The 22,806-nt window shown below is 74.7% G+C and carries 23 protein-coding genes; 13 read left to right on the forward strand and 10 right to left on the reverse strand.

What is annotated here, in order from left to right; genetic code table 11:
* Window positions 1–2: 2 nt before the first annotated feature.
* The 4 genes from ACFQ8Y_RS07360 to ACFQ8Y_RS07375 are packed head-to-tail and all read right to left on the reverse strand — an operon-like array spanning window position 3 to window position 3,072.
* Complete coding sequence (locus ACFQ8Y_RS07360; protein ID WP_430549708.1) at window positions 3–575, reverse strand: hypothetical protein; 573 nt, start codon at window positions 573–575, stop codon at window positions 3–5.
* Window positions 572–814 (reverse strand): acyl-CoA carboxylase epsilon subunit, encoded by a 243-nt coding sequence (locus ACFQ8Y_RS07365; protein ID WP_430549709.1) that lies wholly within the window; start codon window positions 812–814, stop codon window positions 572–574. Before ACFQ8Y_RS07365 ends, ACFQ8Y_RS07360 begins: the two co-directional genes overlap by 4 nt.
* Window positions 811–1,395 (reverse strand): hypothetical protein, encoded by a 585-nt coding sequence (locus ACFQ8Y_RS07370; RefSeq protein WP_430585061.1) that lies wholly within the window; start codon window positions 1,393–1,395, stop codon window positions 811–813. The genes ACFQ8Y_RS07365 and ACFQ8Y_RS07370 overlap by 4 nt, the downstream gene beginning before the upstream one ends.
* 45 nt (window positions 1,396–1,440) lie before the next feature.
* Complete coding sequence (locus ACFQ8Y_RS07375; RefSeq protein WP_430562695.1) at window positions 1,441–3,072, reverse strand: acyl-CoA carboxylase subunit beta; 1,632 nt, start codon at window positions 3,070–3,072, stop codon at window positions 1,441–1,443.
* Window positions 3,073–3,192: 120 nt separating this feature from the next.
* On the opposite strand from ACFQ8Y_RS07375, the gene ACFQ8Y_RS07380 reads away from it, so the two are divergent.
* Both ACFQ8Y_RS07380 and ACFQ8Y_RS07385 read left to right on the forward strand, forming a co-directional pair.
* Window positions 3,193–4,071, forward strand: a complete 879-nt coding sequence (locus ACFQ8Y_RS07380) for a biotin--[acetyl-CoA-carboxylase] ligase (RefSeq protein WP_430585062.1) — start codon at window positions 3,193–3,195, stop codon at window positions 4,069–4,071.
* A gap of 13 nt (window positions 4,072–4,084) precedes the next feature.
* Window positions 4,085–5,146, forward strand: coding sequence for an adenylate/guanylate cyclase domain-containing protein (locus ACFQ8Y_RS07385; RefSeq protein WP_430549713.1), 1,062 nt, complete (start codon window positions 4,085–4,087; stop codon window positions 5,144–5,146).
* A gap of 24 nt (window positions 5,147–5,170) precedes the next feature.
* Here the strand turns inward: ACFQ8Y_RS07385 and ACFQ8Y_RS07390 are convergent, their stop codons facing one another.
* Window positions 5,171–6,028 carry a helix-turn-helix transcriptional regulator gene (locus tag ACFQ8Y_RS07390; protein WP_430549714.1) on the reverse strand — a complete coding sequence of 286 codons (858 nt, stop codon included), beginning with the start codon at window positions 6,026–6,028 and terminating at the stop codon, window positions 5,171–5,173.
* Between the two features lie 75 nt (window positions 6,029–6,103).
* Between ACFQ8Y_RS07390 and ACFQ8Y_RS07395 the strand changes: the two genes are divergently transcribed.
* Window positions 6,104–6,934: an SDR family NAD(P)-dependent oxidoreductase gene (locus ACFQ8Y_RS07395; RefSeq protein ID WP_430585063.1), complete on the forward strand. Its 831-nt coding sequence runs from the start codon at window positions 6,104–6,106 to the stop codon at window positions 6,932–6,934.
* Window positions 6,935–6,940: 6 nt separating this feature from the next.
* On the opposite strand, the gene ACFQ8Y_RS07400 is transcribed toward ACFQ8Y_RS07395, so the two are convergent.
* The gene (locus ACFQ8Y_RS07400; RefSeq protein WP_430585064.1) at window positions 6,941–7,765 is read right to left on the reverse strand and encodes an SOS response-associated peptidase; all 825 of its coding nucleotides are present in this window, start codon (window positions 7,763–7,765) and stop codon (window positions 6,941–6,943) included.
* Between the two features lie 92 nt (window positions 7,766–7,857).
* On the opposite strand from ACFQ8Y_RS07400, the gene ACFQ8Y_RS07405 reads away from it, so the two are divergent.
* A complete protein-coding gene (locus ACFQ8Y_RS07405) occupies window positions 7,858–9,087 on the forward strand; it encodes a multidrug effflux MFS transporter (RefSeq protein ID WP_430585065.1) in 1,230 nt (409 codons plus the stop codon).
* Window positions 9,088–9,115: 28 nt separating this feature from the next.
* Here ACFQ8Y_RS07405 and ACFQ8Y_RS07410 read toward each other — a convergent pair whose 3' ends face one another.
* Together ACFQ8Y_RS07410 and ACFQ8Y_RS07415 are read right to left on the reverse strand one after the other, a co-directional pair.
* Entirely contained in the window at window positions 9,116–10,471 is a 1,356-nt protein-coding gene (locus ACFQ8Y_RS07410; protein WP_430585066.1) for a permease prefix domain 1-containing protein, read from the reverse strand.
* The gene (locus tag ACFQ8Y_RS07415) at window positions 10,468–10,848 is read right to left on the reverse strand and encodes a PadR family transcriptional regulator (protein ID WP_430585067.1); all 381 of its coding nucleotides are present in this window, start codon (window positions 10,846–10,848) and stop codon (window positions 10,468–10,470) included. The genes ACFQ8Y_RS07410 and ACFQ8Y_RS07415 overlap by 4 nt, the downstream gene beginning before the upstream one ends.
* A 174-nt stretch (window positions 10,849–11,022) precedes the next feature.
* Here ACFQ8Y_RS07415 and ACFQ8Y_RS07420 point away from each other — a divergent pair, with 174 nt between their 5' ends.
* Together ACFQ8Y_RS07420 and ACFQ8Y_RS07425 are read left to right on the forward strand one after the other, a co-directional pair.
* Window positions 11,023–13,329 carry an esterase-like activity of phytase family protein gene (locus tag ACFQ8Y_RS07420; RefSeq protein WP_430585068.1) on the forward strand — a complete coding sequence of 769 codons (2,307 nt, stop codon included), beginning with the start codon at window positions 11,023–11,025 and terminating at the stop codon, window positions 13,327–13,329.
* 81 nt (window positions 13,330–13,410) lie between these two features.
* Window positions 13,411–14,673, forward strand: coding sequence for an LCP family protein (locus ACFQ8Y_RS07425; RefSeq protein ID WP_430585069.1), 1,263 nt, complete (start codon window positions 13,411–13,413; stop codon window positions 14,671–14,673).
* 19 nt (window positions 14,674–14,692) lie between these two features.
* On the opposite strand, the gene ACFQ8Y_RS07430 is transcribed toward ACFQ8Y_RS07425, so the two are convergent.
* Window positions 14,693–15,643 carry a LysR family transcriptional regulator ArgP gene (locus ACFQ8Y_RS07430; RefSeq protein ID WP_430585070.1) on the reverse strand — a complete coding sequence of 317 codons (951 nt, stop codon included), beginning with the start codon at window positions 15,641–15,643 and terminating at the stop codon, window positions 14,693–14,695.
* Window positions 15,644–15,727: 84 nt separating this feature from the next.
* Between ACFQ8Y_RS07430 and ACFQ8Y_RS07435 the strand changes: the two genes are divergently transcribed.
* A complete protein-coding gene (locus ACFQ8Y_RS07435; RefSeq protein ID WP_430585071.1) occupies window positions 15,728–16,357 on the forward strand; it encodes a LysE/ArgO family amino acid transporter in 630 nt (209 codons plus the stop codon).
* A gap of 96 nt (window positions 16,358–16,453) precedes the next feature.
* Here ACFQ8Y_RS07435 and ACFQ8Y_RS07440 read toward each other — a convergent pair whose 3' ends face one another.
* Window positions 16,454–17,677, reverse strand: coding sequence for a pyridoxal phosphate-dependent aminotransferase (locus ACFQ8Y_RS07440; RefSeq protein ID WP_430585072.1), 1,224 nt, complete (start codon window positions 17,675–17,677; stop codon window positions 16,454–16,456).
* Between the two features lie 74 nt (window positions 17,678–17,751).
* Between ACFQ8Y_RS07440 and ACFQ8Y_RS07445 the strand changes: the two genes are divergently transcribed.
* The 6 genes from ACFQ8Y_RS07445 (at window position 17,752) to ACFQ8Y_RS07470 (ending at window position 22,805) form a co-directional block, all read left to right on the forward strand.
* Complete coding sequence (locus ACFQ8Y_RS07445; RefSeq protein WP_430585073.1) at window positions 17,752–18,489, forward strand: TetR/AcrR family transcriptional regulator; 738 nt, start codon at window positions 17,752–17,754, stop codon at window positions 18,487–18,489.
* Window positions 18,486–19,388: an alpha/beta fold hydrolase gene (locus ACFQ8Y_RS07450; protein ID WP_430585074.1), complete on the forward strand. Its 903-nt coding sequence runs from the start codon at window positions 18,486–18,488 to the stop codon at window positions 19,386–19,388. Before ACFQ8Y_RS07445 ends, ACFQ8Y_RS07450 begins: the two co-directional genes overlap by 4 nt.
* 114 nt (window positions 19,389–19,502) lie before the next feature.
* Window positions 19,503–20,765 carry a CpaF family protein gene (locus tag ACFQ8Y_RS07455; protein ID WP_430585075.1) on the forward strand — a complete coding sequence of 421 codons (1,263 nt, stop codon included), beginning with the start codon at window positions 19,503–19,505 and terminating at the stop codon, window positions 20,763–20,765.
* Window positions 20,765–21,622 carry a type II secretion system F family protein gene (locus tag ACFQ8Y_RS07460; protein ID WP_430585076.1) on the forward strand — a complete coding sequence of 286 codons (858 nt, stop codon included), beginning with the start codon at window positions 20,765–20,767 and terminating at the stop codon, window positions 21,620–21,622. Before ACFQ8Y_RS07455 ends, ACFQ8Y_RS07460 begins: the two co-directional genes overlap by 1 nt.
* Entirely contained in the window at window positions 21,619–22,560 is a 942-nt protein-coding gene (locus tag ACFQ8Y_RS07465; RefSeq protein ID WP_430549729.1) for a type II secretion system F family protein, read from the forward strand. The genes ACFQ8Y_RS07460 and ACFQ8Y_RS07465 overlap by 4 nt, the downstream gene beginning before the upstream one ends.
* 59 nt (window positions 22,561–22,619) lie before the next feature.
* Complete coding sequence (locus ACFQ8Y_RS07470; RefSeq protein WP_430549730.1) at window positions 22,620–22,805, forward strand: hypothetical protein; 186 nt, start codon at window positions 22,620–22,622, stop codon at window positions 22,803–22,805.
* The last annotated feature ends 1 nt before the right edge of the window (window position 22,806 follow it).

A 22,806-nucleotide genomic window follows, 5' to 3' on the forward strand; every position in this document is an offset into this window, starting at 1 on the left:
CGTCAGCGCTTGCGGGTGCGCCGACGCACGGCGTCGGCCCAGCCGCGGTGGTACCGCACCACGACGGTCTCGGTGCCCGGCGCCCACCAGACGGCGACGGGGTCGCCGTCGCGCGGCGGCGGGAGCTGCTCCTCCTCGTCCCGGCGCACCAGGTGCGAGAAGGCGCGGTCGGCGGTGCCGTCGTCCGTCGGGTAGGACACGAGGCCGCTGAGCAGGAGGCCGGAGCTCGTGCGGCGCTCGTTCACCGAGACCGTCCCCGTGGCCGCCCGGGGGGCCGCGCCGAACGCCGCGGCGTCGCGCCCCTCGGCGGCCTGGCGCTGGTCGTCCCGGTAGCGGACCAGGGCGGCGACGGCGGTGATCATGAGGCCGGCGAGCATGGCCATGAACAGCCAGAGCTCGACCTCGCCGGACGGGTCCTCGATCGTGCGTCGCAGCACGTAGAGGGCCGCGGTCACGACCAGGGCGGGCGCCCACAGCCACCGTCGCAGCCAGCCCGGGCGCGGAGGAACGGGCAGCTCCGCCAGCGGGGCGTCGACGTCGTCGGGGCTCTCGACCTGCTGCCAGACGACGCTCACGAGTGCAGGCTCCAGCGCCACGCGTCGGCGTTGTGCCGTCCCCAGCGACCGCCGAAGCTCTTCGCCGTCACGCCCGCGCCGTTGCCGCGCACCGTGCGGGCGCGGTTGGTCCATTCCTCGACCGGCGTCTCGTCGTCCGGCAGTCCGCTCGCCGACGCGACCGCCGCGAGCCCGGCCACCAGGGCGGCGACCTCGACGTCGTCGGGCCGCCCGCGCACCACGCGCACCTCGTTGCTCATCGGGCACCTCCGAGCGGGTCGTCGCCGTCCTCGTCGTCCAGCTCGTCGTCCAGCTCGTCGTCCAGGTCGTCGTCGCCGAACTCGACGGCCGCCCCGCGCGACGTCGCCCACTCCGCGACCTCGTAGCCGCCGTCGAACAGCCGCTGCGCGACGTCGCCGCCGACCTCGTCCAGCAGCTCGACGACGCCGTCCAGGGTGCCGGGCGAGCCGGGTGCCGGGTCGGCCACGACGAAGCCGAGGTAGAACACCTCGGCCGGCACGGCGCCCTCCGGGGCGTCGTGCGCGTGCTCGGGCTCCTCGTCGTCGCCCTCCCACACCGAGCTCGTGAGGTCGGGGTGCATGCCGAGGCCGTCGTGCAGCGCGTCGAAGACGGCGGCGTTGAGCTGGCCCACCCGGTTCTCCAGCGCGAGCACCCGCGGGTCCTCGTCCGCCTCGGAGGCGCCGAACTCGGCGCGCACGCCGACCGCGGTCTGCACGTACTCGTGCAGGGCGGCGGCCAGCGCGTCGACGGCGTGGTGCATGGGCTCGGGGTCGACCGACCCCAGCGGGGCGGGTCCGTGCGTGGCGTCCTCGTGGCTCATCTGCTCATTCTTCCCGGTTTCGACGGTGCTCAACCACCGGCGGCGTCACAGGGGGATGTTGCCGTGCTTCTTGGGCGGCAGGCTCGCGCGCTTGGTGCGCAGCGCCCGCAGCGCGCGCACCACCTGGACCCGCGTCTCGGACGGCCGGATGACGGCGTCCACGTAGCCGCGCTCGGCCGCGTCCCACGGGTTGACGATCGCCTCGGTGTACTCGTCGGTGAGGCGCTGCCGCTCCGCCTCGACGTCGCCGCCGGACTCCGCGACCTCCTTGAGCGCCGAGCGCTGCAGGATGTTCACCGCCCCCGACGCGCCCATGACCGCGACCTGCGCCGTCGGCCAGGCGAGGTTGACGTCCGCCCCGAGCTGCTTGGAGCCCATGACGATGTACGCGCCGCCGTAGGCCTTGCGCGTGATGACGGTGACCAGCGGCACGGTCGCCTCGGCGTACGCGTAGATGAGCTTGGCGCCGCGGCGGATGATGCCCTGGTGCTCCTGGCCGACGCCGGGCAGGAAGCCGGGCACGTCGACGAACGTCAGCACGGGCAGGTTGAACGCGTCGCACGTGCGCACGAACCGGGCCGCCTTCTCCGCGGCGTCGATGTCGAGCGTGCCCGCCATGGACAGCGGCTGGTTGGCGATGATGCCCACCGACTGCCCCTCCACGTGGCCGAAGCCGATCAGCACGTTCTGCGCGAACAGCGGCTGCACCTCGAGGAACGACTCCGGGTCGAGGACGGCCTCCACGACGGCCCGCATGTCGTAGGGCTGGTTGTCGCTGTCGGGGACGAGGACGTCGAGCGCCTCGTCGTCCTCGGTGACCTCCAGAGGCGTCTCGTCCTCGGGCGGGAACGACGGCGCGTCGCCCAGGTTGTTCTGCGGCAGGTAGCCCACGAGGTGGCGCACGTAGTCGATCGCGTCGTCCTCGTCCGCGCCCAGGTAGTGCGCCACGCCGGACTTGGCGTTGTGGGTGCGGCCGCCCCCCAGGGTCTCGAAGTCGACGTCCTCGCCCGTCACCGTGCGGATCACGTCCGGGCCGGTGATGAACATGTTGGACGTGCCGTCCGCCATGACGATGAAGTCGGTCAGGGCGGGGGAATAGACGGCGCCGCCCGCGCTGGGGCCGAGGATGAGCGAGATCTGCGGGATCACGCCGGAGGCCGCGACGTTGCGCCGGAACATCTCGGCGAACTGCGTGAGCGCGGCCACGCCCTCCTGGATGCGCGCGCCGCCGCCGTCCGAGATGCCGATGATCGGCACGCCGGTGCGCAGCGCGAGGTCCTGCACCTTGGCGATCTTCTCGCCGTGCACCTCGCCCAGCGAGCCGCCGAAGACCGTGAAGTCCTGGCTGAACACGCACACCTGGCGCCCGTCGATCGTGCCGTGGCCCGTCACGACGCCGTCGCCCGCCACGCGCCGCTTGTCGAGGCCGAAGTTGCGGCTGCGGTGCACGGCGAGGGCGTCGAGCTCGACGAAGCTGCCCTCGTCCAGCAGCGCCTCGATGCGCTCGCGGGCCGTCTTCTTGCCGCGCGGGTGCTGCCTGGCCTTCGCCTTCTCCTCGGCGTCGGTCACGGCCTGGGACCGGCGGCGCTCCAGGTCGGCGAGCTTGGCGGCGGTGCCGGAGAGGGCGGGCGGCTCGATGTCGGTCGTGGGGCCGGTCGAGGGGGTGGCATCGTTCACCCGACCGACCCTAGTTGGTGGGTTGCCACGCATCGATGCGCGACAGGCTGCGGCCCGCCCGGATTCTTTGGAGAGACCCCACAAAGGGTCGGTGGCCGGCCGATGGGGCACGATCGGACCGTGACCAGTGCTCCTCGCCGTGACCCCCTCGACGTCCCCGCGCTGCGCCGCGCCCTGCTCGCGCCGGCGGGCCCCTTCGCCCGCCTCGACGTCGTCGAGGTCTCCGGGTCCACGAACGCCGACCTCGTCGCGGGCGTGCGGCGGGCGCCGGGGGAGTGGCCGGCGCCCGCGGCCCTCGTCGCCGAGCACCAGGTCGCCGGGCGGGGCCGTGCGGGGCGCGCCTGGGAGACGCCGGCACGCGCCGCGCTCACCGTCTCGGTGCTGCTGCGTCCGCGGCTCGGTCCCGCCCGGCTGGGCTGGCTGCCCCTGCTCGCCGGGCTCGCGGTCGCCCGGGCCGTCGACGCCGCCGGGGTGCCCGGCGCCGCGGTGAAGTGGCCCAACGACGTGCTGCTGCCGGCCGCTGACGACGTGGCCGGGCTGGGGCCGTTCCGCAAGGTCGCGGGGGTGCTCGCGGAGGTGGTGCCGGCCGCCGGGGTCCCGGGCGTCGTCGTCGGCGTCGGGCTGAACGTCGACCAGGCCGCGGCCGAGCTGCCCGTGCCGACCGCGACGTCGCTGGCGCTCGCGGGGGCGGGGGCCTCCCGCGAGGCTCTGCTCGAGGCGCTCGTGCGGGGCCTGGTCGAGGCCGTCGGCGCGCTGGAGGACGCCGGGGGCGACGCGGGCGCGGCGGGCCTCGCGGCGGCGTACGCGGAGCGGTCGGCCACGCTCGGTCACCCGGTGCGCGCCGAGCTGGCCGGTGGCACCGACGTCGTCGAGGGCGAGGCGCTGCGGGTCGACGCGGACGGCAGCCTCGTGCTCGCGACGGGCGCGGGCGAGCGGGCCGTCACCGCCGGCGACGTGCACCACCTGCGCCGCTCCCAGCCGGGGCACAGCCCGCGCTGACTACAGTGGGGGCGTGACGAGCGACACCACGACGGGACCCGGCCTGCCGACGGACGACGACGCCCGGCGGGCGGGGGACACCGCGGCGCGGCTGGACGAGGCGATCCTCGGTGGTCCCCGCCGGTACACGCTGTCGGACCTCGTGGAGGGCACCGGTCTGTCGCAGGAGTTCATCGAGAACTACTGGCGCTGGCTGGGGCTGCCGGTCACCCATCCCACCGAGGTGGGGTTCACCGACGCGGACATGCGGGCGCTGCGCGAGATCGGCGAGCTCGTGGACACGGAGCGGCTGGACGAGCAGGCCCAGATGACGCTCATCCGCTCCCTCGGGCACACCACCGACCGGCTGGCGCTGTGGCAGGTGGAGGCGTTCGTGGAGCACCTCAGCCGCCGCGACGGCCTGGACGACGTGAGCGCGCGGCTCGCCGCCATCGACCGCATGCCGGACCTCACCTCGCAGCTCTCCCGTCAGCTCGAGCACGCCTGGCGACGCCAGCTCGCCGCGCTCACCGGGCGGCTGGCCACCGAGTTCGGGGGCGCGCGTCGCGGCACGCAGGAGGCCCACGGCGACGAGCTGCCGCTGCCGCGCGCCGTCGGGTTCGCGGACATCGTGTCGTTCACCAAGCGCACCGCGGGCCTCGGGTCGCAGGAGCTGTCGGAGTTCGTGCAGCTCTTCGAGTCCCGGGCCCGCGACGTCATCACCGAGGCCGGCGGACGCGTGGTCAAGACCATCGGCGACGCGGTGCTGTTCGTGGCCGACGACGTGACGACCGGCGCCGAGGTGGCGCTCGGCCTGGCGGCCCCGCACGCGACCGAGCCCGAGATCCCCGTGCGCGTCGGGTTCGTGTGGGGGCGGGTGCTGTCCCGGTTCGGCGACGTGTTCGGCTCCGACGTCAACCTGGCCTCCCGCATCACGGAGCTCGCGGAGCCGGCCACCGTGCTGGTGGACCCGCACACCGCGTCGCTGCTCGCGTCGTCGTCCCGCTACGCCCTGACGGCGCAGCCGCCGCAGGAGGTGCAGGGCATCGGCGAGATCACGCCGGTGCGGCTGCAGCGCGCCTACACCGGGGCCTGACGGCCGCGCGGCGGCAGACCGCCGTCAGGAGGCGTCCGAGCGCACCACGCGGAGGGTGCGGTCGCCGACGGCCAGGTCGTCCAGCGCCCGCTCGGTCGCCGCGTCCGCCGGGAGCAGCAGCTCGATCCGCAGGTGCTCGCCGCCGCCGGGGACCAGCACCTGCGGCACCACGCGCAGGGCGCCGGCCTGCGGGTGGGTCAGCCGCAGCACGGCGTCCCGTCCCCGGTCGGCGACGGGGCGGGCCCAGCGCTCGGTGAACGCGGCTCCCGCCAGCACCGTGAGAGCGTCCACCAGCTCGCCCAGGATCGGGTCGGACGGGACCGACTCGCGCTGCAGGTCGGCCACCACGCGGTCCGCGACGGCGTCCCAGTCGGGGAAGAGGTCGTGGGCCCGCGGGTCGGTGAGGACGACGGGCGCCAGCCGCGGCTCCCCGTCGTCGAACAGGCCGGCGGGCGCGAGGAGCGCCCGGTAGGCGGGGGTGCACGCGAGCACGGTGCCGAACCGGTCGAGCAGGACGGCAGGGGCCGGGGCGAGCCGGTCGAGCACGGCGCGGGTGGTGGCCGGGACGTCGTCGTCCGGCGCGGTCGCCAGGCAGACGCCCGACCCCTGGACGTCCTTGGCGGCGAGCAGCAGCACGCGCCGTTCGTCGTGGCCGAGCCGGAGCGCGTCGGCGAGCGCGCCCATCACGGCGGGTGACGGGTGCCGGTCACGCCCCTGCTCCAGGCGGGTGAGGTACTCCACGCTCACGCCGGCGAGCACCGCCAGCTCCGCTCGCCGCAGGCCCGGGGTGCGGCGGCGCCCGCCCTCGGGCATCCCGACGTCCCGCGGGCGCACGTCCTCGCGGTACGCGCGCAGCAACGAGCCGAGGTCGCGGTCGGTCATGCGGCCAGGGTAGGCGCGCCGCGGCGTCGGAGAGTGGCCCTGGCGCGGCCAGCATGGCGGCGGCCTCCATGTGCCGTGCCGGCCGCGCGACGGTGGACGGCGTCGGCACCGACCGGTGGCCGACGCACATCCGTCGCGAGGAGAGCAGCACGGACCTGGGACTGCAGGGGCGCACCGTCGTCGTCACGGGGGCGTCCGGGGGGGATCGGGCGGCACGTCGCCGCCCTGTTCGGCGCGGAGGGCGCCGACGTCGTCGTCACGTACCGCGAGTCGAAGGACGACGCCGCGCGGGTCGCGGAGGAGATCGGTGGACGCGCGCTCGTCGTCCGCTACGACCAGACCGAGGACGGCGCGGCCGAGGGGCTGCGCGACGCCGCCCTCGCGTGGACCGGCCGCGTCGACGTGCTGATCAACAACGCGGTGAGCTGGAGCCCGCCGGGGGCGGACGGTCCGCGTGACTTCGAGGACGTGCCCGACGACGCCTGGGTGGAGCCCGTGCGCGCGAACGTTGAGGGGGCCGTGCGGCTGACCCGCGCGGTCGCGCCGACGATGCGCGCGCAGCGGTGGGGACGCCTCGTGCACCTGTCGTCCATCCTGGTGCGCGACGGCGACGAGGGCACGACGTACTACGCCACGGCCAAGGCGGCGCTGCACGGGTTCAGCCGGTCGGTCGCGTTCGCGCTCGGGCGCGAGGGCGACATCCTGTCGAACGTGGTGCTGCCCGGCCTCACCCGGACGGTGCGCAACGCGGGGATCGTCGAGGCGTTCGGCGAGGCCTCGGCGGCGCGCGCCCCGATCGGCCGGCTGCTCGACGCCCGCGAGGTGGCGAACGCCGTCGCCTACCTGGGTTCCGCGGCGAACACCGGCATCACCGGGCAGGAGGTCGCGGTGACCGGCGGCGCCTGACCGCGCTCACGACCGACCCGTCGCGACGACGTCCGGGTCCCGCGGGTCGGGGTCGACGTCGATGAGCGAGGGCCGGTTGTTCTGCACCGACCCGACGGCGTCGCCCACCGGGCGGGTGGCCATGCCGACCTGCGGTCCCGTGACGATGCCCATCGCCTGCTCGGCCCCGACGGCGGGGTCGAGCCAGGCGTCCCACGACGCGCGCGGCAGCACCACGGGCATGCGGTCGTGGATGCGCTCCAGGTCCTGCGACGCCGCCGTGGTGATCACGGTCGCGGAGACGAGCCAGCGGTCGGGGTCGTCGTCCGCCTTCGTCCGGTCCCGCCAGAACTCGTACAGGCCGGCGAGCGCCGCGACGCCGCCGTCGTCCGGGTGGATCCAGTAGGGCTGCTTCGGCACCTTGCCCTTCGACCCGCCCTTCGACCCGCCCTTCGACCCGCCACGCTCGGGGGCGCCGGGCGGCAGCTCGAGCTTGCGCCACTCGTAGTAGCCGTCGGCCGGCAGCAGGCAGCGCCGGACGCCGAGCGGCTTCGCGAACGCCGACTTCTCGAGGAGGGTCTCGGTGCGCGCGTTGATCATGCGCGCGCCGATCGACGGGTCCTTGGACCACGACGGCACGAGCCCCCAGCGCGCCAGCCGCAGCGAGCGCGTGATCTCCCCGGTCTGTCCGCCCTCGAGCCGCTGCGGGCGCTCGACGACGATGCGCACGGCATCGGTGGGGGCGACGTTCCACGACGGGGGCAGGAGGCGCGCGTCCTCCGCGATCTCGGCGACGGCGAGGTCGTCGGCGATGTCCTGGGCGTCGCGGAAGGACGCGTAGCGGCCGCACATGGGTCCATCGTGACGCATCCCACCGACACCCGTGCGGGTGGCCGCGGGATTCTCCCTGGGCTCGGTCGTAACGATTCGATAGGATCGGGGTCATGCCCTCCGACTCCGCGAGACTTCCGCGCGCCCGCTCTCCGTACCGTTGGGTCATCATGCTCGGGGCGCTCGCAGCGCTGCCGGCGTTCACCGTCGACATGTACCTGCCGTCGCTGCCCGAGGTGGCGGCCGACCTGGGCTCCTCGGCGTCGTTCGCGCAGCTGTCCGTCTCCGTGATGCTCATCGGCGGCGCCCTGGGGCAGCTCACCATCGGGCCGCTGTCGGACCGCTTCGGGCGGCGGGCGCCCCTCATGTGGGGCCTGGCGCTGCACGTGGTCACGTCGGTCCTGTGCGCGTTCGCGCCCAACATGACGATCCTCGTGGGCCTGCGCCTGATGCAGGGCTTCTTCAACGCCGCCTGCGGCGTCGCGGCGATGGCGGTCGTGCGCGACCGGTTCGTCGGTGCCGAGGCTGCGCGCATCCTGTCCCGGCTGATGCTCGTCATCGGCGTCGCGCCGATGCTGGCGCCGACCTTCGGTTCGGCGGTCGCGGCCGCGGCGGGCTGGCGCTGGGTGTTCGGCTTCCTCGCGCTCGCGGGCGTGGCGATGGGTCTGGTCGTGTGGCGGTTCATGCCGGAGACGCTCCCGGCCGGGCGCCGGCAGGCCGGCGGCGCGCGCGGCGTCTTCGCGGGCTACCGCACCCTCGTCAAGGACCGGCAGTTCATGGCGCTCGCCGTCATCCCCGGGCTCGGGCAGGCCGTGCTGATGAGCTACGTGGTCGGCTCGCCGTTCATCTTCCAGGAGGGCTACGGGCTGAGCCACGGGCAGTTCTCCGTGCTGTTCGCCGTCAACGGCCTGGGCCTGGTGCTGTCCGCGCAGGTGAACGCCGCCCTGGTGCGGCGCGTGGCGCCCATCCGGCTGCTGCGGGCTGCGCTCGCGATCCAGGGCGTCGTCGGGGTCGGGCTGCTGGTCGTGGCGCTCACCGGGGCGGGCGGGCTGATCGGGCTCCTCGCGATGCTCTGGCTCGTGCTCGCGTTCCAGGGCCTCATCCCCGCCAACGCGTCGGCCATCGCCCTGTCCCGGCACGGCGAGCGCGCGGGCACCGCGGCCGCCGTCATCGGCGCCGTCCAGTCCGGCGTCGCGGGCCTCGTCTCCCCGCTGGTGGGCGTGCTCGGCGGCGACGCCGTCGCGATGTCCTGGGTGATGCTCGCCGCGCTGGCCTGCGCGCTCGCCGTCCTCGCGTTCGCGACGCCGGCCTACCGCAAGGACGGCTGGGTCAAGCTGGCGTGATCGCTCGACGACCCGACGCCGGACGAGCTCAGGCGAAGCCGAACACCGGCCCGAACGCGACCACCACGAACGCCGCCCACACCGCGTAGACGGGCAGGAAGCGCGTCTGCCACCGGACCAGCGCGCCGAACGGCTGCCGCTCGCGCAGGAAGCCGAGCAGGAGCAGCCCGGACCGGGCCAGGTGCACCAGCAGCAGCAGGTTGAGCCCCAGCGCGGCCACCTTGTTGGGGCTGAAGCCGAACTCGGCGATGCGGGTGAGCATCGCCGTGAGCGCGACGGCGTCCACGGCGAGCGCCGCACCGACGAGCACGAGCTGGAGCCCGTCGAACCAGCCCGGCCGGGCGAGCGAGTCGCGTGCCGAGACCGAGTACAGCAGCAGGCAGAGCACGAGCACGAGGGTCGCGTCCATGAGGATGAGCAGCTCGCGCTCGACGTCCGCGAGCCCGCCGGCGCCGAGGAGCACGACCAGCGTCACGAGCAGCATCACCGTCGTCAGCGGCGTGAAGACGCGCGTGAGGACGGGGGCGATGTTCTCCACCACGTCCTGCTTGGCCTCGACGAGCCACGCCCCGACGACGACGGCGCCCGGCACCGCGAACGGCATGATCCAGTCCTCCATCGCGGGCTCGATGTCCACACCGACGAGGCTCAGCGTCGCGGCCGTGAGCCCCAGCAGGACCCCGCCGCCGATCGCGAGGAGCGTGACGTACACGACGAGCTCGCCGGTGAAGCGCGCGAAGTCCATCCGCGGGTCCTGGTCCCGCCACCGGCCGCCCACGTAGACCACGCCGACCAGCGCCCACAGCACGACGGGGGCGTGCAGGGCGGCGAGCACGACCGTCGAGCCCGTGTCGACGTACGGGTAGACGTTGAGCACGACGGCGAGCAGCGCGTACGGGACCAGCAGCGCGGCGACCACGCGCCACGCGACGCGGCGCTTCCACACGAAGTAGGCGGCCAGGAACGGCGCCGTCATCAGGGGGACGTTGCGCAGCAGCGCCGAGTCCGTGTCGAACACGGCGAGCGCGACCTTGAGGGCGATGCCCGCGCCGACGGCGAGCGCGAGGACGACGGCGAGCTCGCGCCAGGCCGGGCCGGACGCCTGCGCGGGGTCGTCGTCCGGGACGAGGACGAGCTGCTTCCACAGCCGTTCCGAGTGCTCGCGCGCGAACTCGTGCGAGACGGCGTCGAGGTTGCCCATGCGGCGCACCGCGACGAGGAACGCCTCGTCGTCGTCGAGACCCGTCGCGGTGAGGTCGTCGACCCGGCCGCGCAGGTGGTCCTCCATCTCGTCCACGTCGGCGGGCGCGATGGCGCGGTGGCGCTGCACGTACGACCGCCACTGGTCGATCTGCGCCTCGAGGCGCTCGTGCTCGCCCATCATGCCCAGCCGTCCGCGACGGCCGGCCGGGCCGGGGCCTGGGCCGGCTGCTGCGCGGACCGCCAGACCTGGTGCAGCACGTCTGCGACGACGGACCACTGCTCCTGGCGCTCGGCGAGCGCGTCGCGCCCTGCCGGGGTGAGCGCGTAGTGCTTGCGGCGCCGGCCGGCCTCGGAGGTGCCCCAGGTCGCGACGACCAGGCCCAGGCGCTCGAGCCGGTGCAGGAGGGGGTAGAGCATCCCGTCGGTCCACTGCATCCGGCCGCCCGAGAGCTCCGTGACCCGCTTGAGGATGGCGTACCCGTACGACTCGCCCTCCGCGAGGATGCCGAGCACCAGCGGGGTGGCGGACGCCGCCACCAGGTCCTTGTCGAAGCGCACCGCGGGCTCCTATGTCTAGATCTGCTAGGGGTGTTGAACCTAGCAGATCTAGGCATTGCTCGGGAGGGGGCGACCGGGTGGTCCGGCGCCGGGATCCTCAGGCGCCACGGGATCGTCGCCCGGCGTTCATCCAGGGTTCGTCGAGCCGTCGCGGAGCGCCGGTGGGATCAGGCCATGACTCGCTCCCCGAACCAGGCTCGCGCCCTGCGCCTCGTCGCGGCCGGCGCCGGCGCGGCGGTCGCGCTCACCACCGCGGCCGGCACCGCCGCCCTCGCGGACGGGCGCCCCGGCGACCACGGCACGCATCACGCGGCGCCCGGCCACGGGCGACCGGGCGCCGTCACGACCCACCTCGTCCCGACGCTCGAGGGCCGCGCGACGCTGTCCGCGGACTTCCTCGCCGAGGGCCCGCCGTCCGGCGCCCGGGCCTCCGCCGCCAACGGCCGGCAGGGCCCCTGGGACGGTCAGGTGATCCCCGGCTTCTCGGCGATGGTCGACAACGGCGACGGCACGTTCTGGGCGCAGCCGGACAACGGCTTCGGCAGCCAGGGCAACTCCGCGGACTTCCTGCTGCGCAGCTACCTCGTGAAGCCCGACTGGGACACGGGGCGCACGGGCTCCGGCTCGGGCGAGATCGAGGTGCTCGACCACGTCTCCTACAACGACGAGAACGAGGTGCTGGACTTCGACATCGTTCACGGGGACACGGACGAGCGGCTGCTGACCGGCGCCGACTTCGACGTCGAGTCCGTGGTGCGGGCCGACGACGGCACGCTGTGGGTGGGCGAGGAGTTCGGCCCGTTCCTGCTGCACTTCGACGCCGACGGGACGCTGCTCGAGAAGCCCTACCCGCTGCCGGGCGGGCTGCGGTCGCCGCAGAACCCGTACCTGGCCGACGGCGAGGAGCCCACCGTGCGCGCCAGCCGCGGCTTCGAGGCGATGGCGGGCGTGCGCGGCGGGCGCTACCTGTACCCCGTGCTCGAGGGCGCCCTGGTCGGTGACGCCGACCAGCGCCGCCGCGTGATCCACGAGTTCGACACCCGGCGCGGGGAGTACACCGGCCGCACCTGGGACTACCAGGCCGACCAGGAGGCGAACGTGCTCGGCGACGCCTTCGCCGTGGGCAAGGACTCGTTCTGGCTGGTGGAGCGCGACGACTTCGAGGGGCCCGCGTCGGTCACCAAGCGCGTCTACGAGATCGACCTGAGCAGGACGGACCGCGACGGGTTCGTCCGCAAGGAGCTGGTCCTCGACGCGCTGCGCGTCGAGAACCCGCGCGGGATCGACGCGGGGGAGGGCTACGGCCTCGGCGAGACGTACGCCCTGCCCGTGCAGTCCTTCGAGACGGTGCTGCGCCTGCGCGACGGCCGCGTCCTCATCGGCAACGACAACAACTACCCGGGCAACTCCGCCCGCCACCCGGGCACGCCCGACGACACCGAGATGGTCGTGATCGACCTCGAGAAGCAGCGCACCCGCGACGACGGCGTGACCGTCATCGGGCACCGCGGCGCGTCTGGCGACCGGCCCGAGCACACGCTCGCCGCCTACGAGCAGGCGATCCTGCAGTGCGCGGACGTCATCGAGCCGGACGTCGTGCCGACCAAGGACGGCGTGCTCGTCGCCCGGCACGAGAACGAGATCGGCGGCACCACCGACGTCGCCGAGCACCCGGAGTTCGTCGACCGTCGCACCACGAGGACGATCGACGGGACGGCGGTCACGGGCTGGTTCACCGAGGACTTCACGCTCGCCGAGCTGCGGACGCTGCGTGCCACGGAGCGGCTGCCCGAGCTGCGCCCGGGCAACACGGCCTTCGACGGGCTGTACCAGGTGCCCACCCTCGACGAGGTGCTCGACCTCGCCCGGCACTCGGAGACCTGCGACGGCGAGCCGGTCGGCGTGGCGCCGGAGACCAAGCACCCCACGTACTTCGCGTCGATCGGCCTGCCGCTGACGGACCCGCTCGTGGCGGAGCTTGCCGCGAACGGCCTCGACTCGCGGCGCGCCCCCGTCGTCGTGCAGTCCTTCGAGACCACCAACCTGCGCGAGCTCGACCGGCGGACCGACGTGCGCCTCGCGCTCAACGTCTCCGCCGCCGGCGCGCCGTACGACCTGGTGGCGGCCGGCGACCCGCGCACCTACGCCGACCTCGTCACCCCGCGCGGCCTGCGCGACCTCGCCCGGTACGCCGACATCGTGAGCCTGGAGAAGAACGTCGTCGTGCCGCGCGCCGCCGACGGGACGCTCGGCCGGCCGACCTCGGTCGTCCGCGACGCGCACCGCGCGGGGCTGGAGGCCTACTCCTGGACGTTCCGCGCCGAGAACCAGTTCCTGCCGGCGGAGCACCGCTCGTCCGCGGACCCCGCCGCGCACGGCGACCTGGCGGCCGAGCTCGACACGTTCCTCGACACCGGCCTGGACGGCATCTTCTCGGACCAGCCGGGCCTCGCGGTCGACGCCGTCGCAGCCCGGCGATGACCGGTCGCGCGGGGGGTGAACCTGTGGTTGCACCGGGCACCCCTCGCGCGAACGCGCTGCTCAGGCCCTAGGATCGCGCTTGTGCGGACCCTGCCACGGCACGCGTCAAGCCTCGCCTCGCACCGGGTCGTCCGCACGATCGCCCTCGTCGTCACCGCGGTGGTGGCGTTCGTGGCGGCGACCGCGGTCGCGTCGTTCGTCGACCTGCGCTCCCAGATCGGCGTCTCCGACGTCGACGACCTCCTCGCCGGCGACGACCGGCCGCCGGAGGTGCCGGTCGAGCAGGACCCCAGCGACCCCTTCGCGGGCAAGGACCTCAACATCCTGGTGATGGGCACGGACTTCCGCGACGAGGCCAACGCGGAGATCGCCGGGGCGGGCGACGAGTTCCACTCCGACACCACCCTGCTGGTCCACATCTCCGGCGACCGCAGCCGGATCGAGGCCGTCTCCATCCCGCGCGACTCCCTCGTGGACATCCCGTCCTGCAAGCTGCCCGGCGGCGGTGAGACCGCGCCGCAGTCGAACGCCATGTTCAACACGGCCTTCGCGCTCGGCGGGGGGCCCGAGAAGGACGTCACGGGTGCCGCGGCCTGCACGATCCGGACCGTCGAGAAGCTCACCGGGGTGCGGATCGCCGACCACATGGTGGTGCAGATGACCGGCGTGATCGGCGTCGTCGACGCGATCGGCGGCGTCACGATGTGCCTGCCCGAGCCGGTGAAGGGCCAGCGCGTGGACCTCGACCTGCCGGAGGGGAAGCAGAAGCTCGACGGGTACACGGCCATCAACTTCCTGCGCGCCCGCAAGGGCGAGGGCATGGGCCTGGAGATCGGCAGCGACCTCAAGCGCATCGAGCGGCAGCAGGCGTTCTTCGACGCCGCGATGCGCGAGATCCTGTCGCAGAACGTCATCACCGACTCGCCACGCCTGTACCGGATGGTGCGCGAGGTCCTCGGCTCCATCTCCACGGATCCGGAGCTCGCCAGCCCGACGGCGCTCGCGGGTCTGGCGTGGAGCATCCGCGACCTCGACCCGTCGCGGATCGTGTTCACCTCGGTGCCGGTCGTCGACTCGGTGAGCCAGCCCGGCCGGGTCGAGTGGACGTCCGAGGCCGACGCGATCTGGGAGCGGATCCGCGCCGACGAGGCTCCGCCCGGCACCCCCGAGCCGGACCGCGACGCCGGCGCGACCCCGTCCGGCGCGACCGCCGTCGACGACGACGTCGCGTCCCCGGACGCCGGTGGCGACACGGGTGGCGACACGGGTGGCGACAAGGACGGCGAGGGCGCGTCGCCCGACCCGTCGCCCAGCCCGTCCGTGCTGCCGGGCGTCTGCGCCTGATCGCCGCCGCGCCCGGAGGTCAGTGCTGGGGCAGGGCGCGGCGTGCCTCGAGCCGCAGGGCCTCGGCGACCCGGTCGAGGACCGTCGAGCGCAGCTTCCACTGCTGCAGGTAGACCGGGACGTCGACGACGGCGTCGTCCTGCAGCAGCACGACCTGGCTGCCGGCGTCGCCCGGACCGCCGTCGAGCATGCCGAAGCGCGCCCCCGGGCCGGGGAGCGGGCCCCACATGCCCCACCCCAGGCCGCGGCGGATGCCGTCCACGTACTCGGGGGTGCTCGGCACGTGGTGCCGCGGCGGGCCGGGGACGGCGGCGCCCGCCGCGGCGGCGCGCTCGCGCAGCCAGGCGTCCTGGAGGTCGTCGGCCCGGTTGAACACGAGCATCGGGGCGCGGCCCAGCGCCTCGACCGTGGGGCCGTCCGGGAACCAGCGGTCGACCACCGCCCGGGTGGCGGCCGGGCGGTAGCGCGTGATGCCGAGGAACGTCGAGGTGCAGCCCTGCACCGGGTCGCGTTGCGACGTGATCGCGGCCGTCACGACGCCGGCCGGCAGCAGGTCGACCGTGCGGTCCTGGTCGTCGCGGTGCAGGTCGAAGCACACGCCCTCGACGCGGGCGAGCGCCGGCATCACCCAGGTCGCGAGGGAGTCCGCGTTGACGGCGACTGGCACCGTGACCGGGCGGGGAGGGCTGCCGGTGCCGTCGTCGTCGGCGTCCCGGGGGCCGAGCTCGCGGCTCGCCTCCGCGCCGAGCAGCTCGACCTGGCGCGCCAGGCGCAGCAGGGTGCGCCCCGGCTCGGTGGCTGCGACCGGGCGGGTGCGGCGCACCAGCACGGAACCGGCGGCATTCTCGAGCGCGCGGACGCGCTGGCTGACCGCCGACGGCGTGACGTGCAGCGCGCGGGCAGCGGCCTCGAACGATCCCTCGGTGACGACGGCGGCGAGCGCCTCGAGCTGGCGGGAGTCCCATCGCATGCGCCGAGCCTAGATGAAGGAGTGCTTCGCCAGATGAAGAAACCGTAGATGGACTTCACGACATTGCCGACCTAGCGTCGAGGGGTGCTCACCCTCCTCGCCGGCCTCGGCCTCGGCCTGTCCCTCATCGTCGCCATCGGCGCCCAGAACGCCTTCGTGCTGCGCCAGGGCGTGCGCCGCGAGCACGTGGGCCTCGTCGTCGCCGTGTGCGCGGCGTCCGACGTCGTGCTGTATCTCGCCGGGACGGCCGGGCTCGGCGCGCTGGTCGTGAGCCACCCCGCCGTCGTGGAGGTGGCGCGGTGGGCGGGCGCCGTCGTCGTGCTCGGGTACGGCGCGCTGGCCGCGCGCCGGGCGTGGCGCGGTGACGAGACCGGGCTGGCCGCCGCGTCGGACGGCTCGGTGCCCGACGCCGGACGGCGCGCGCGGCCGGTGCTGCTCACGGCGCTCGCGCTCACCTGGCTGAACCCGCACGTGTACCTCGACACGGTCGTGCTGCAGGGCTCGCTGGCCGCGTCGTACGGCGACGGGCGCTGGCTCTTCACCGCCGGCGCGATCGTCTCCAGCATCCTGTGGTTCGTCGGCCTCGGCTACGGCGCGCGGCTGCTCGCGCCCGTGCTCGAGCGGCCCGGTGCCTGGCGCGTCGTCGACGGCGTCGTCGCCGCGATCATGCTGGTCGTCGCCGTGAGCCTGGTGCTGCCGGCGCTCATGCCGTAGATCCCGTCAGTTCGGCAGCTCCTGCATCTGTTCGGCATGGCCTCGTGCCGAACAGATCGACGCGGTGCCGAACAGATCGGGGCCGACGTGGTGGGGTCAGCGCGTCAGACGGTGCAGGCGGTCGACCGCGTCGCGCAGCACGTCCTCGCGCTTGACGAACGTGAAGCGCACGCGGGAGGCGAGCGCCTCGGCCGTCGTCGAGCCGGCGCGGCAGAAGGCGGCGACGGGGACGCCGACGACGCCCGCGAGCTCGGGGAGGCGGCGGCACAGCCCGTGACCGTCGGCGACGCCGAGCGGCTCGAGCAGGTGCGCGCCGTCCGCCACGACGAAGTACGTGCCCTGGGGGACGACGACGTCGAACCCGGCGGCGGTCAGCCCCTCGCACAGCAGGTCCCGGCGGGTGGCGAGCGACGTCGCCAGCGCGCGCGGCGCGTCGTCGTCGGCGAGCGCCTTCGCGATGGCCGGCTGGAAGGGCGCGCCGGAGGTGTACGTGAGGAACTGCTTCACCGTGCGCACGGCCGTGACGAGCTCCGCGGGGCCGTGCGCCCAGCCGACCTTCCATCCCGTGAGGCTGAACGTCTTGCCGCTGGAGGAGACGGTGAGGGTGCGCTCCGCCATGCCGGGCAGGGTCGCGATCGGCACGTGCACGGCGTCGTCGAAGGTGAGGTGCTCGTAGACCTCGTCGGTGAGGACGACGGCGTCGGCCTCGCGCGCGACGGCCGCGACCTGCTCCAGCTCGGCCCGCGTGAGCACCGTGCCCGTGGGGTTGTGCGGGGTGTTGAGCACGATGAGCCGGGTGCGCGGCGTGACCGCGGCGCGCAGGGCGGCGGCGTCGAGCCGGAAGCCCTCCGCGGTGAGCGGGACCGGCACGTGCGTCGCGCCCGCCAGGGCGATGCTCGCGGCGTGCGAGTCGTAGTACGGCTCGAGGGTGATCACCTCGTCTCCCGGTCCCGCGAGCGCGAGGATCGACGCGGCGAGCGCCTCCGTGGCGCCGGTGGTGACCAGCACCTCGCCGTCCGGGTCGACGTCGAGCCCGTAGCGGCGCCGCTGGTGGTCGGCGATCGCGTGCCGCAGCTCCGGCACGCCGTCGCCGGGCGGGTACTGGTTGCGGCCCGCGTCGATCGCGTCCTTGGCGGCGTCCCGGATGAACGCCGGACCGTCGACGTCGGGGAAGCCCTGGCCCAGGTTGATCGCGCCCGTGCGGGCGGCGAGCGCCGTCATCTCCGCGAAGATCGTCTGCGCGACGGCGCCGTCCGCCCCGAGCAGTCCCGTCGCGCGGGCGACGTCGTTCCAGCGGCCGGGCGGGGGAGAGGTCGGCATGGTCCTCGACCCTAGCCCCGGCCGGTGGCGGGTGCGGCCCGTGTCCGGCTACGGTAGTGACCAGATTAGACATAATGGTCACTACGGAGGTGCTCGTGCCCCGTCCGCTCGTCCCCGACCGTCGTGCGCGCATCCTCGACGCCGCCCGCGCCCTGATCCTCGAGCACGGCTGGCCCCGCACGACGGTCGCCGACGTCGCGGCGCGAGCCGGCATCGGCAAGGGCGCCGTCTACCTCGAGCTCCCCGACAAGGCCGCGATCCTCGACGCCGTCCTGCGGCGCAGCACCCGGGACCTCACCGCCGAGGTGCGCCGACGCGTCGTCGAGGCCGCCGGCGTGGTCGACCTGCCCGCCGTCTACCGGTTCGGCACCGAGGCGCTGCTGGGCGACCCCCTGATGCGGGCCCTCTACGTCGGCGACGAGACGCTCCTGGGCGACCACGTGCGCGACGTGGCCGGCGGTGCCGGCGGCGACCGGTACGTGGGGCGGCTCGGGTGGCTGTCCGAGTACGTCGCACGGCTGCAGGACGCGGGGGTGGTGGACCCCGCCGTGCCCACGGAGTCGGTGGTGCGGGTCCTCGGAATCTTCAGCGTCGGCATGGTGCACGCGCCGGGCACGATCGGCGCGACGTCGGACGACGAGCTGCGCGACGCCGTCGCGCTCTTCGCCGACCTCGTCGGCCGCGGGCTCGCCGTCGACCGGCCCTCCGGCCACGCCGCCGACGTCCCCGCCGACGTCGAGGCCGCCCGTGCCGCGCAGCTCGGCCTCCTCGCCCGGCTCGACCACCAGCTCGACCTCCTGGAGGAACCGTGACCGACCGTGCCGTGGCGGGCGTCTTCGCCACCTGGACCGACCTCACCGTGGCCGGCGGCCCCGTGCGGCACTACCGTGCCGGCGACACCGGCCCGCCCGTCCTGCTGCTGCACGGCGGCATGCTCGACACGGCGGCGGGGGTGTGGCGCCACGTCGCGGGCGACCTCGCCGCCGACCATCGCGTGCACGTCGTCGACCTGCCGCGGCACGGCGGCAGCAGGCCGTGGGCGGGGTTGCTCGACGACGCGTTCTACCGCACGTTCCTCGGCGAGCTGCTCGACGCCCTCGGGCTGGAGCGCGCCGCCCTGGTCGGGCTGTCGCTGGGCGCCGGCGTCTCGGTGGGGTTCGCGCTGGACCACCCGGAGCGCGTCGACGCGCTCGTGGCGATCGGGCCCGGCGGCATCGGCCGGCGGCGCCGGGCGCAGCTGGTCACCTGGCTCGCGCTGCGCACGCCCGGCCTGCTGCGGCTCACCAGCCGCTGGCTGGCACGGCGACCCGCCGTGGTGCGCCGGTCGATGGTGGACAACCTCGTGGCCGGAGAGGCCACGGACGGCTTCGAGGAGATCGTCGCGCTCGTCCAGGAGGAGGCGCGGGCGAAGGCCGCCCGTGGCGAGCCCGCGCTCGACGACTGGATGGTCCGCGCCTACGGGCCGTTCGCCATGGCCCTCGACCACCTGCCCCACCTCTCGTCGCTGCGCGTGCCGTCGCTGTGGGTGCGCGGCGACCGCGACCCGCTGGTCGGGCACGAGGAGCTGGCCGCGGCCGCCGCGGCGGCACCGGGCGCCCGTCTGACCACCATCCGAGACGCCGGCCACATCGTCACCTACGACCAGCCCGAGGCGGCGTCGGCGCTGGTCAGAGAGTTCTTGGCGGCCTCCCGCGGAGGCGGTCCCGGGTAGCGGTACGAGACCTTCGCCCGGGTTGTCCACAGGGCGGACCCGGGCGATTGCCCGGGTCCCCTACTCTGGTGCCGCTTTCGCCGCCGATGAGGGCACCGACGAGAGGACAGATCAGTGTCGATCGACACGACGGTGCCTGCCGACGCCGCCGCACTGCTCGAGCACGAGGTGCGCGAGCTCGTGCGCCGCCGCGCCCTCGACCCCGTCCGCGACCGGCCGGGCCTGGAGCGCCTCGTCGCGGAGGCCTCCGCCGACTACACCGAGCGCGCCACCCGCGGCGTCGTCCCGGCGCTCGCGGACCCGCAGGGCACCGCTCGCGCCGTCGTCGACGCGCTCGGCGGCCTGGGCCCGCTGCAGCGCTACCTCGACGACCCCGAGGTCGAGGAGATCTGGATCAACTCGCCCGCCAAGGTGTTCGTCGCGCGACGCGGGGTCCCCGAGCTCACGACGACGATCCTCACCGCCGCGCAGGTGCGCGACCTCGTGGAGCGGATGCTCAAGGCGTCCGGCCGCCGCCTCGACCTGAGCAGCCCGTTCGTCGACGCCTCGCTCCCCGGCGGCGAGCGCCTCCACGTCGTGATCCCCGACGTCACACGCGACCACATGGCCGTCAACATCCGCAAGCACCTGGTGCGCGCGGACCACCTCGACCACCTGGTGCGGCTGGGCTCCCTCACCGCCCACGCCGCCGCCTTCCTCGACGCCGCAGTGCGCGCCGGGCTGAACGTGCTCGTCTCGGGCGCGACCCAGGCGGGCAAGACCACGATGCTCAACGCCCTCGCCGGCTCGATCCCCGCGGGGCAGCGGGTGATCTCCTGCGAGGAAGTGTTCGAGGTCCGCTTCGCGGCCCGCGACCACGTCGCCATGCAGTGCCGCCAGCCCAGCCTCGAGGGCACGGGCGAGATCCCGCTGCGCCGGCTGGTCAAGGAGGCGCTGCGGATGCGACCGGACCGGATCGTCATCGGGGAGGTGCGCGAGGCCGAGAGCTTCGACATGCTCGTCGCCCTCAACGCCGGCATCCCCGGGATGTGCACCGTGCACGCGAACTCGGCGCGCGAGGCCGTCACGAAGATGTGCACCCTGCCGCTGCTCGCGGGGGAGAACGTGTCCGACCGCTTCGTCGTGCCGACCGTCGCGTCGGCGATCGACCTGGTGGTGCACCTCGACGTGGCCTCGGACGGCTCCAGGCAGGTGCGGGAGGTCGTGGCCGTGACGGGACGTGTCGAGGGGGACCGGGTCGAGACCGCTGGCATCTTCCACCGGCTGCCGGCCGAGCAGGGTGGCGACCTGGTGCGCGGCGACGGCTTCCCGCCCGGTGAGGAGCGCTTCGCGCGCGCCGGCGTCGACGTCCGTGCGCTGCTGGCCGGGGGCCGCTGATGGGCGTCGTCGTGGGGCTCCTGCTCGGCGCCGGCCTGGCGTCCGTGTGGCTGTCGTGCTGGGAGGCACCCGCGCGTCCGCGCCGTCGCGCCGGTCGTTCGGCCGCCGTCCAGGACCTGCTCGTCCAGGCCGGTGCGCCCTCGGTGACCCCGGCAGCCCTGTGGTGGCTCAGCGCGACGGCGGGCGTCGTCGTGCTGCTCGCAGGGCTGGCGCTGACCCGCTCGCCCGCCATCGCCGCCTGCTTCGCGCTGATGGCTGCGGCCGCGCCCGAGCTGCTGGTGCGGGTGCGGGCCAGGAAGCGCCGGCGGGACCTGCGCGAGGTCTGGCCGGAGGTGGTCGACCACCTCGCGTCGGGCGTGCGGGCCGGGCTCTCGCTGCCGGAGGCGGTGGCGCAGCTGAGCGAGCGCGGCCCGGTGGAGCTCCGTGAGCCGTTCGCGCGGTTCGCGGCGGACTACCGGGCGACGGGTCGCTTCGGTGAGTGCCTCGACCTGCTGAAGGCGCGCCTGGCGGACCCGGTGGCGGACCGGATCGTGGAGGCCCTGCGGCTGACGCGCGAGGTGGGTGGCACCGACCTGGGGCGCCTGCTGCGCACCCTGTCGTCGTTCCTGCGCGAGGACGCGCGGACGCGGGGCGAGCTCGAGGCGCGGCAGTCCTGGACCGTCAACGGCGCGCGGCTCGCGGCCGCCGGGCCCTGGGTGGTCCTGGCGTTCCTCGCGACCCGGCCGGAGACGGCGCAGGCGTACAACTCGGCGGCGGGGGTCGCGGTCCTCGCCGCCGGGGCGGCCACGTCGGCGCTCGCGTACTGGTCGATGCGCCGGATCGGGCGGTTGCCCGAGGAAGGCCGGGTGCTGCGATGACGGTTCCGGGGATCTCCGGCGCCGGCGCCCTCGTCGGGCTGCTCGGCGGGCTCGGCCTGCTGCTCGTGATCGCGCGTCTCCGCGCCCGCCGGACGACCCTCGACCAACGGCTGGCCCCGGCGCTGCGCCCGCGCGACGCGACGTCCGGGCTGCTGCGGGAGCAGCCCACCCACACCCCGTTCCCCGTGATCGAGCGGCTGCTCGCCCCCTGGGTCGCGGACACCGCGCACTGGTTCGAGCGGCTCGGCTCCTCCCGCGCGGACGTGCGTCGACGGCTCGACCGCGCCGGCTGGCACGAGAGCGTCGAGGCGTTCCGGGCACGGCAGGTCGTCTCGACGGCCCTGGGGCTGGCGGCCGGGCTCGTGCTCGCGCTGCTCCTCGCGGCCACGCGCGGGTCCGCACCGGTCCCGCTGGCGGCGCTCGTGCTGCTGTGCGGCGCCGGCGGGTTCGTCCTGTGCGACCAGTGGCTGAGCCGCGCCGTCCACCGTCGGGAGGAGCGGATGCTCGCCGAGTTCCCGACCGTCGCCGAGCTGCTCGCCCTCGCCGTCACGGCAGGCGAGGGGCCGGTGCCCGCCCTCGAGCGTGTCGCCGCCACCGCCCGCGGTGAGCTGTCCGGCGAGATCTCCGTGATGCTCGCCGACGTCCGCGCCGGGGCGCCCATCGCCGCCGCCCTCACGGCCATGGCCGACCGGACCGGCCTGCCGTCGCTCACCCGCTTCGCCGAGGGCGTCGCCGTCGCGCTGGAGCGCGGCACGCCGCTCGCCGACGTGCTGCGCGCGCAGGCGCAGGACGTGCGTGAGTCGGGGCGCCGGGCCCTCATGGAAGCGGGTGGCAAGAAGGAGGTCGCGATGCTCGTGCCCGTGGTCTTCCTCATCCTGCCGATCACCGTCGTCTTCGCCGTCTTCCCGTCCCTCGCCACCCTGCAGATCGGCTTGTGAACGTGCGTGCCGACATCCGAACCCGCCGCCTCCGCGCGGTGCCACCGAAAGGACCGACCATGCACGACGAGACCGAGAACCTGATGGAGCGCCCCGACGCGGACGACCCGGAACGCGGGGACGTGCCCGGCTGGGTGCTCGTGACGTTGATGACGGCGGGGCTGGTCGTCGCGCTGTGGGCGATCGCCGGCCCGCTGCTCGAGGACACGTTCACGCGGGCGATCACGAGCGTCACGGGTCCGTGAC

This window comes from Isoptericola sp. NPDC056605 (assembly GCF_042792795.1).
Taxonomy (GTDB): Bacteria; Actinomycetota; Actinomycetes; order Actinomycetales; family Cellulomonadaceae; genus Isoptericola.

Coding starts and splice junctions, on each gene's coding strand:
- ACFQ8Y_RS07365 (WP_430549709.1), bottom strand. CDS start 814: ATGAGCAACGAGGTGCGCGTGGTGCGCGGGCGGCCCGACGACGTCGAG.
- ACFQ8Y_RS07370 (WP_430585061.1), bottom strand. CDS start 1,395: ATGAGCCACGAGGACGCCACGCACGGACCCGCCCCGCTGGGGTCGGTC.
- ACFQ8Y_RS07390 (WP_430549714.1), bottom strand. CDS start 6,028: ATGACCGACCGCGACCTCGGCTCGTTGCTGCGCGCGTACCGCGAGGAC.
- ACFQ8Y_RS07400 (WP_430585064.1), bottom strand. CDS start 7,765: ATGTGCGGCCGCTACGCGTCCTTCCGCGACGCCCAGGACATCGCCGAC.
- ACFQ8Y_RS07405 (WP_430585065.1), top strand. CDS start 7,858: ATGCCCTCCGACTCCGCGAGACTTCCGCGCGCCCGCTCTCCGTACCGT.
- ACFQ8Y_RS07410 (WP_430585066.1), bottom strand. CDS start 10,471: ATGATGGGCGAGCACGAGCGCCTCGAGGCGCAGATCGACCAGTGGCGG.
- ACFQ8Y_RS07420 (WP_430585068.1), top strand. CDS start 11,023: ATGACTCGCTCCCCGAACCAGGCTCGCGCCCTGCGCCTCGTCGCGGCC.
- ACFQ8Y_RS07430 (WP_430585070.1), bottom strand. CDS start 15,643: ATGCGATGGGACTCCCGCCAGCTCGAGGCGCTCGCCGCCGTCGTCACC.
- ACFQ8Y_RS07440 (WP_430585072.1), bottom strand. CDS start 17,677: ATGCCGACCTCTCCCCCGCCCGGCCGCTGGAACGACGTCGCCCGCGCG.
- ACFQ8Y_RS07445 (WP_430585073.1), top strand. CDS start 17,752: ATGGTCACTACGGAGGTGCTCGTGCCCCGTCCGCTCGTCCCCGACCGT.
- ACFQ8Y_RS07460 (WP_430585076.1), top strand. CDS start 20,765: ATGGGCGTCGTCGTGGGGCTCCTGCTCGGCGCCGGCCTGGCGTCCGTG.
- ACFQ8Y_RS07465 (WP_430549729.1), top strand. CDS start 21,619: ATGACGGTTCCGGGGATCTCCGGCGCCGGCGCCCTCGTCGGGCTGCTC.
- ACFQ8Y_RS07470 (WP_430549730.1), top strand. CDS start 22,620: ATGCACGACGAGACCGAGAACCTGATGGAGCGCCCCGACGCGGACGAC.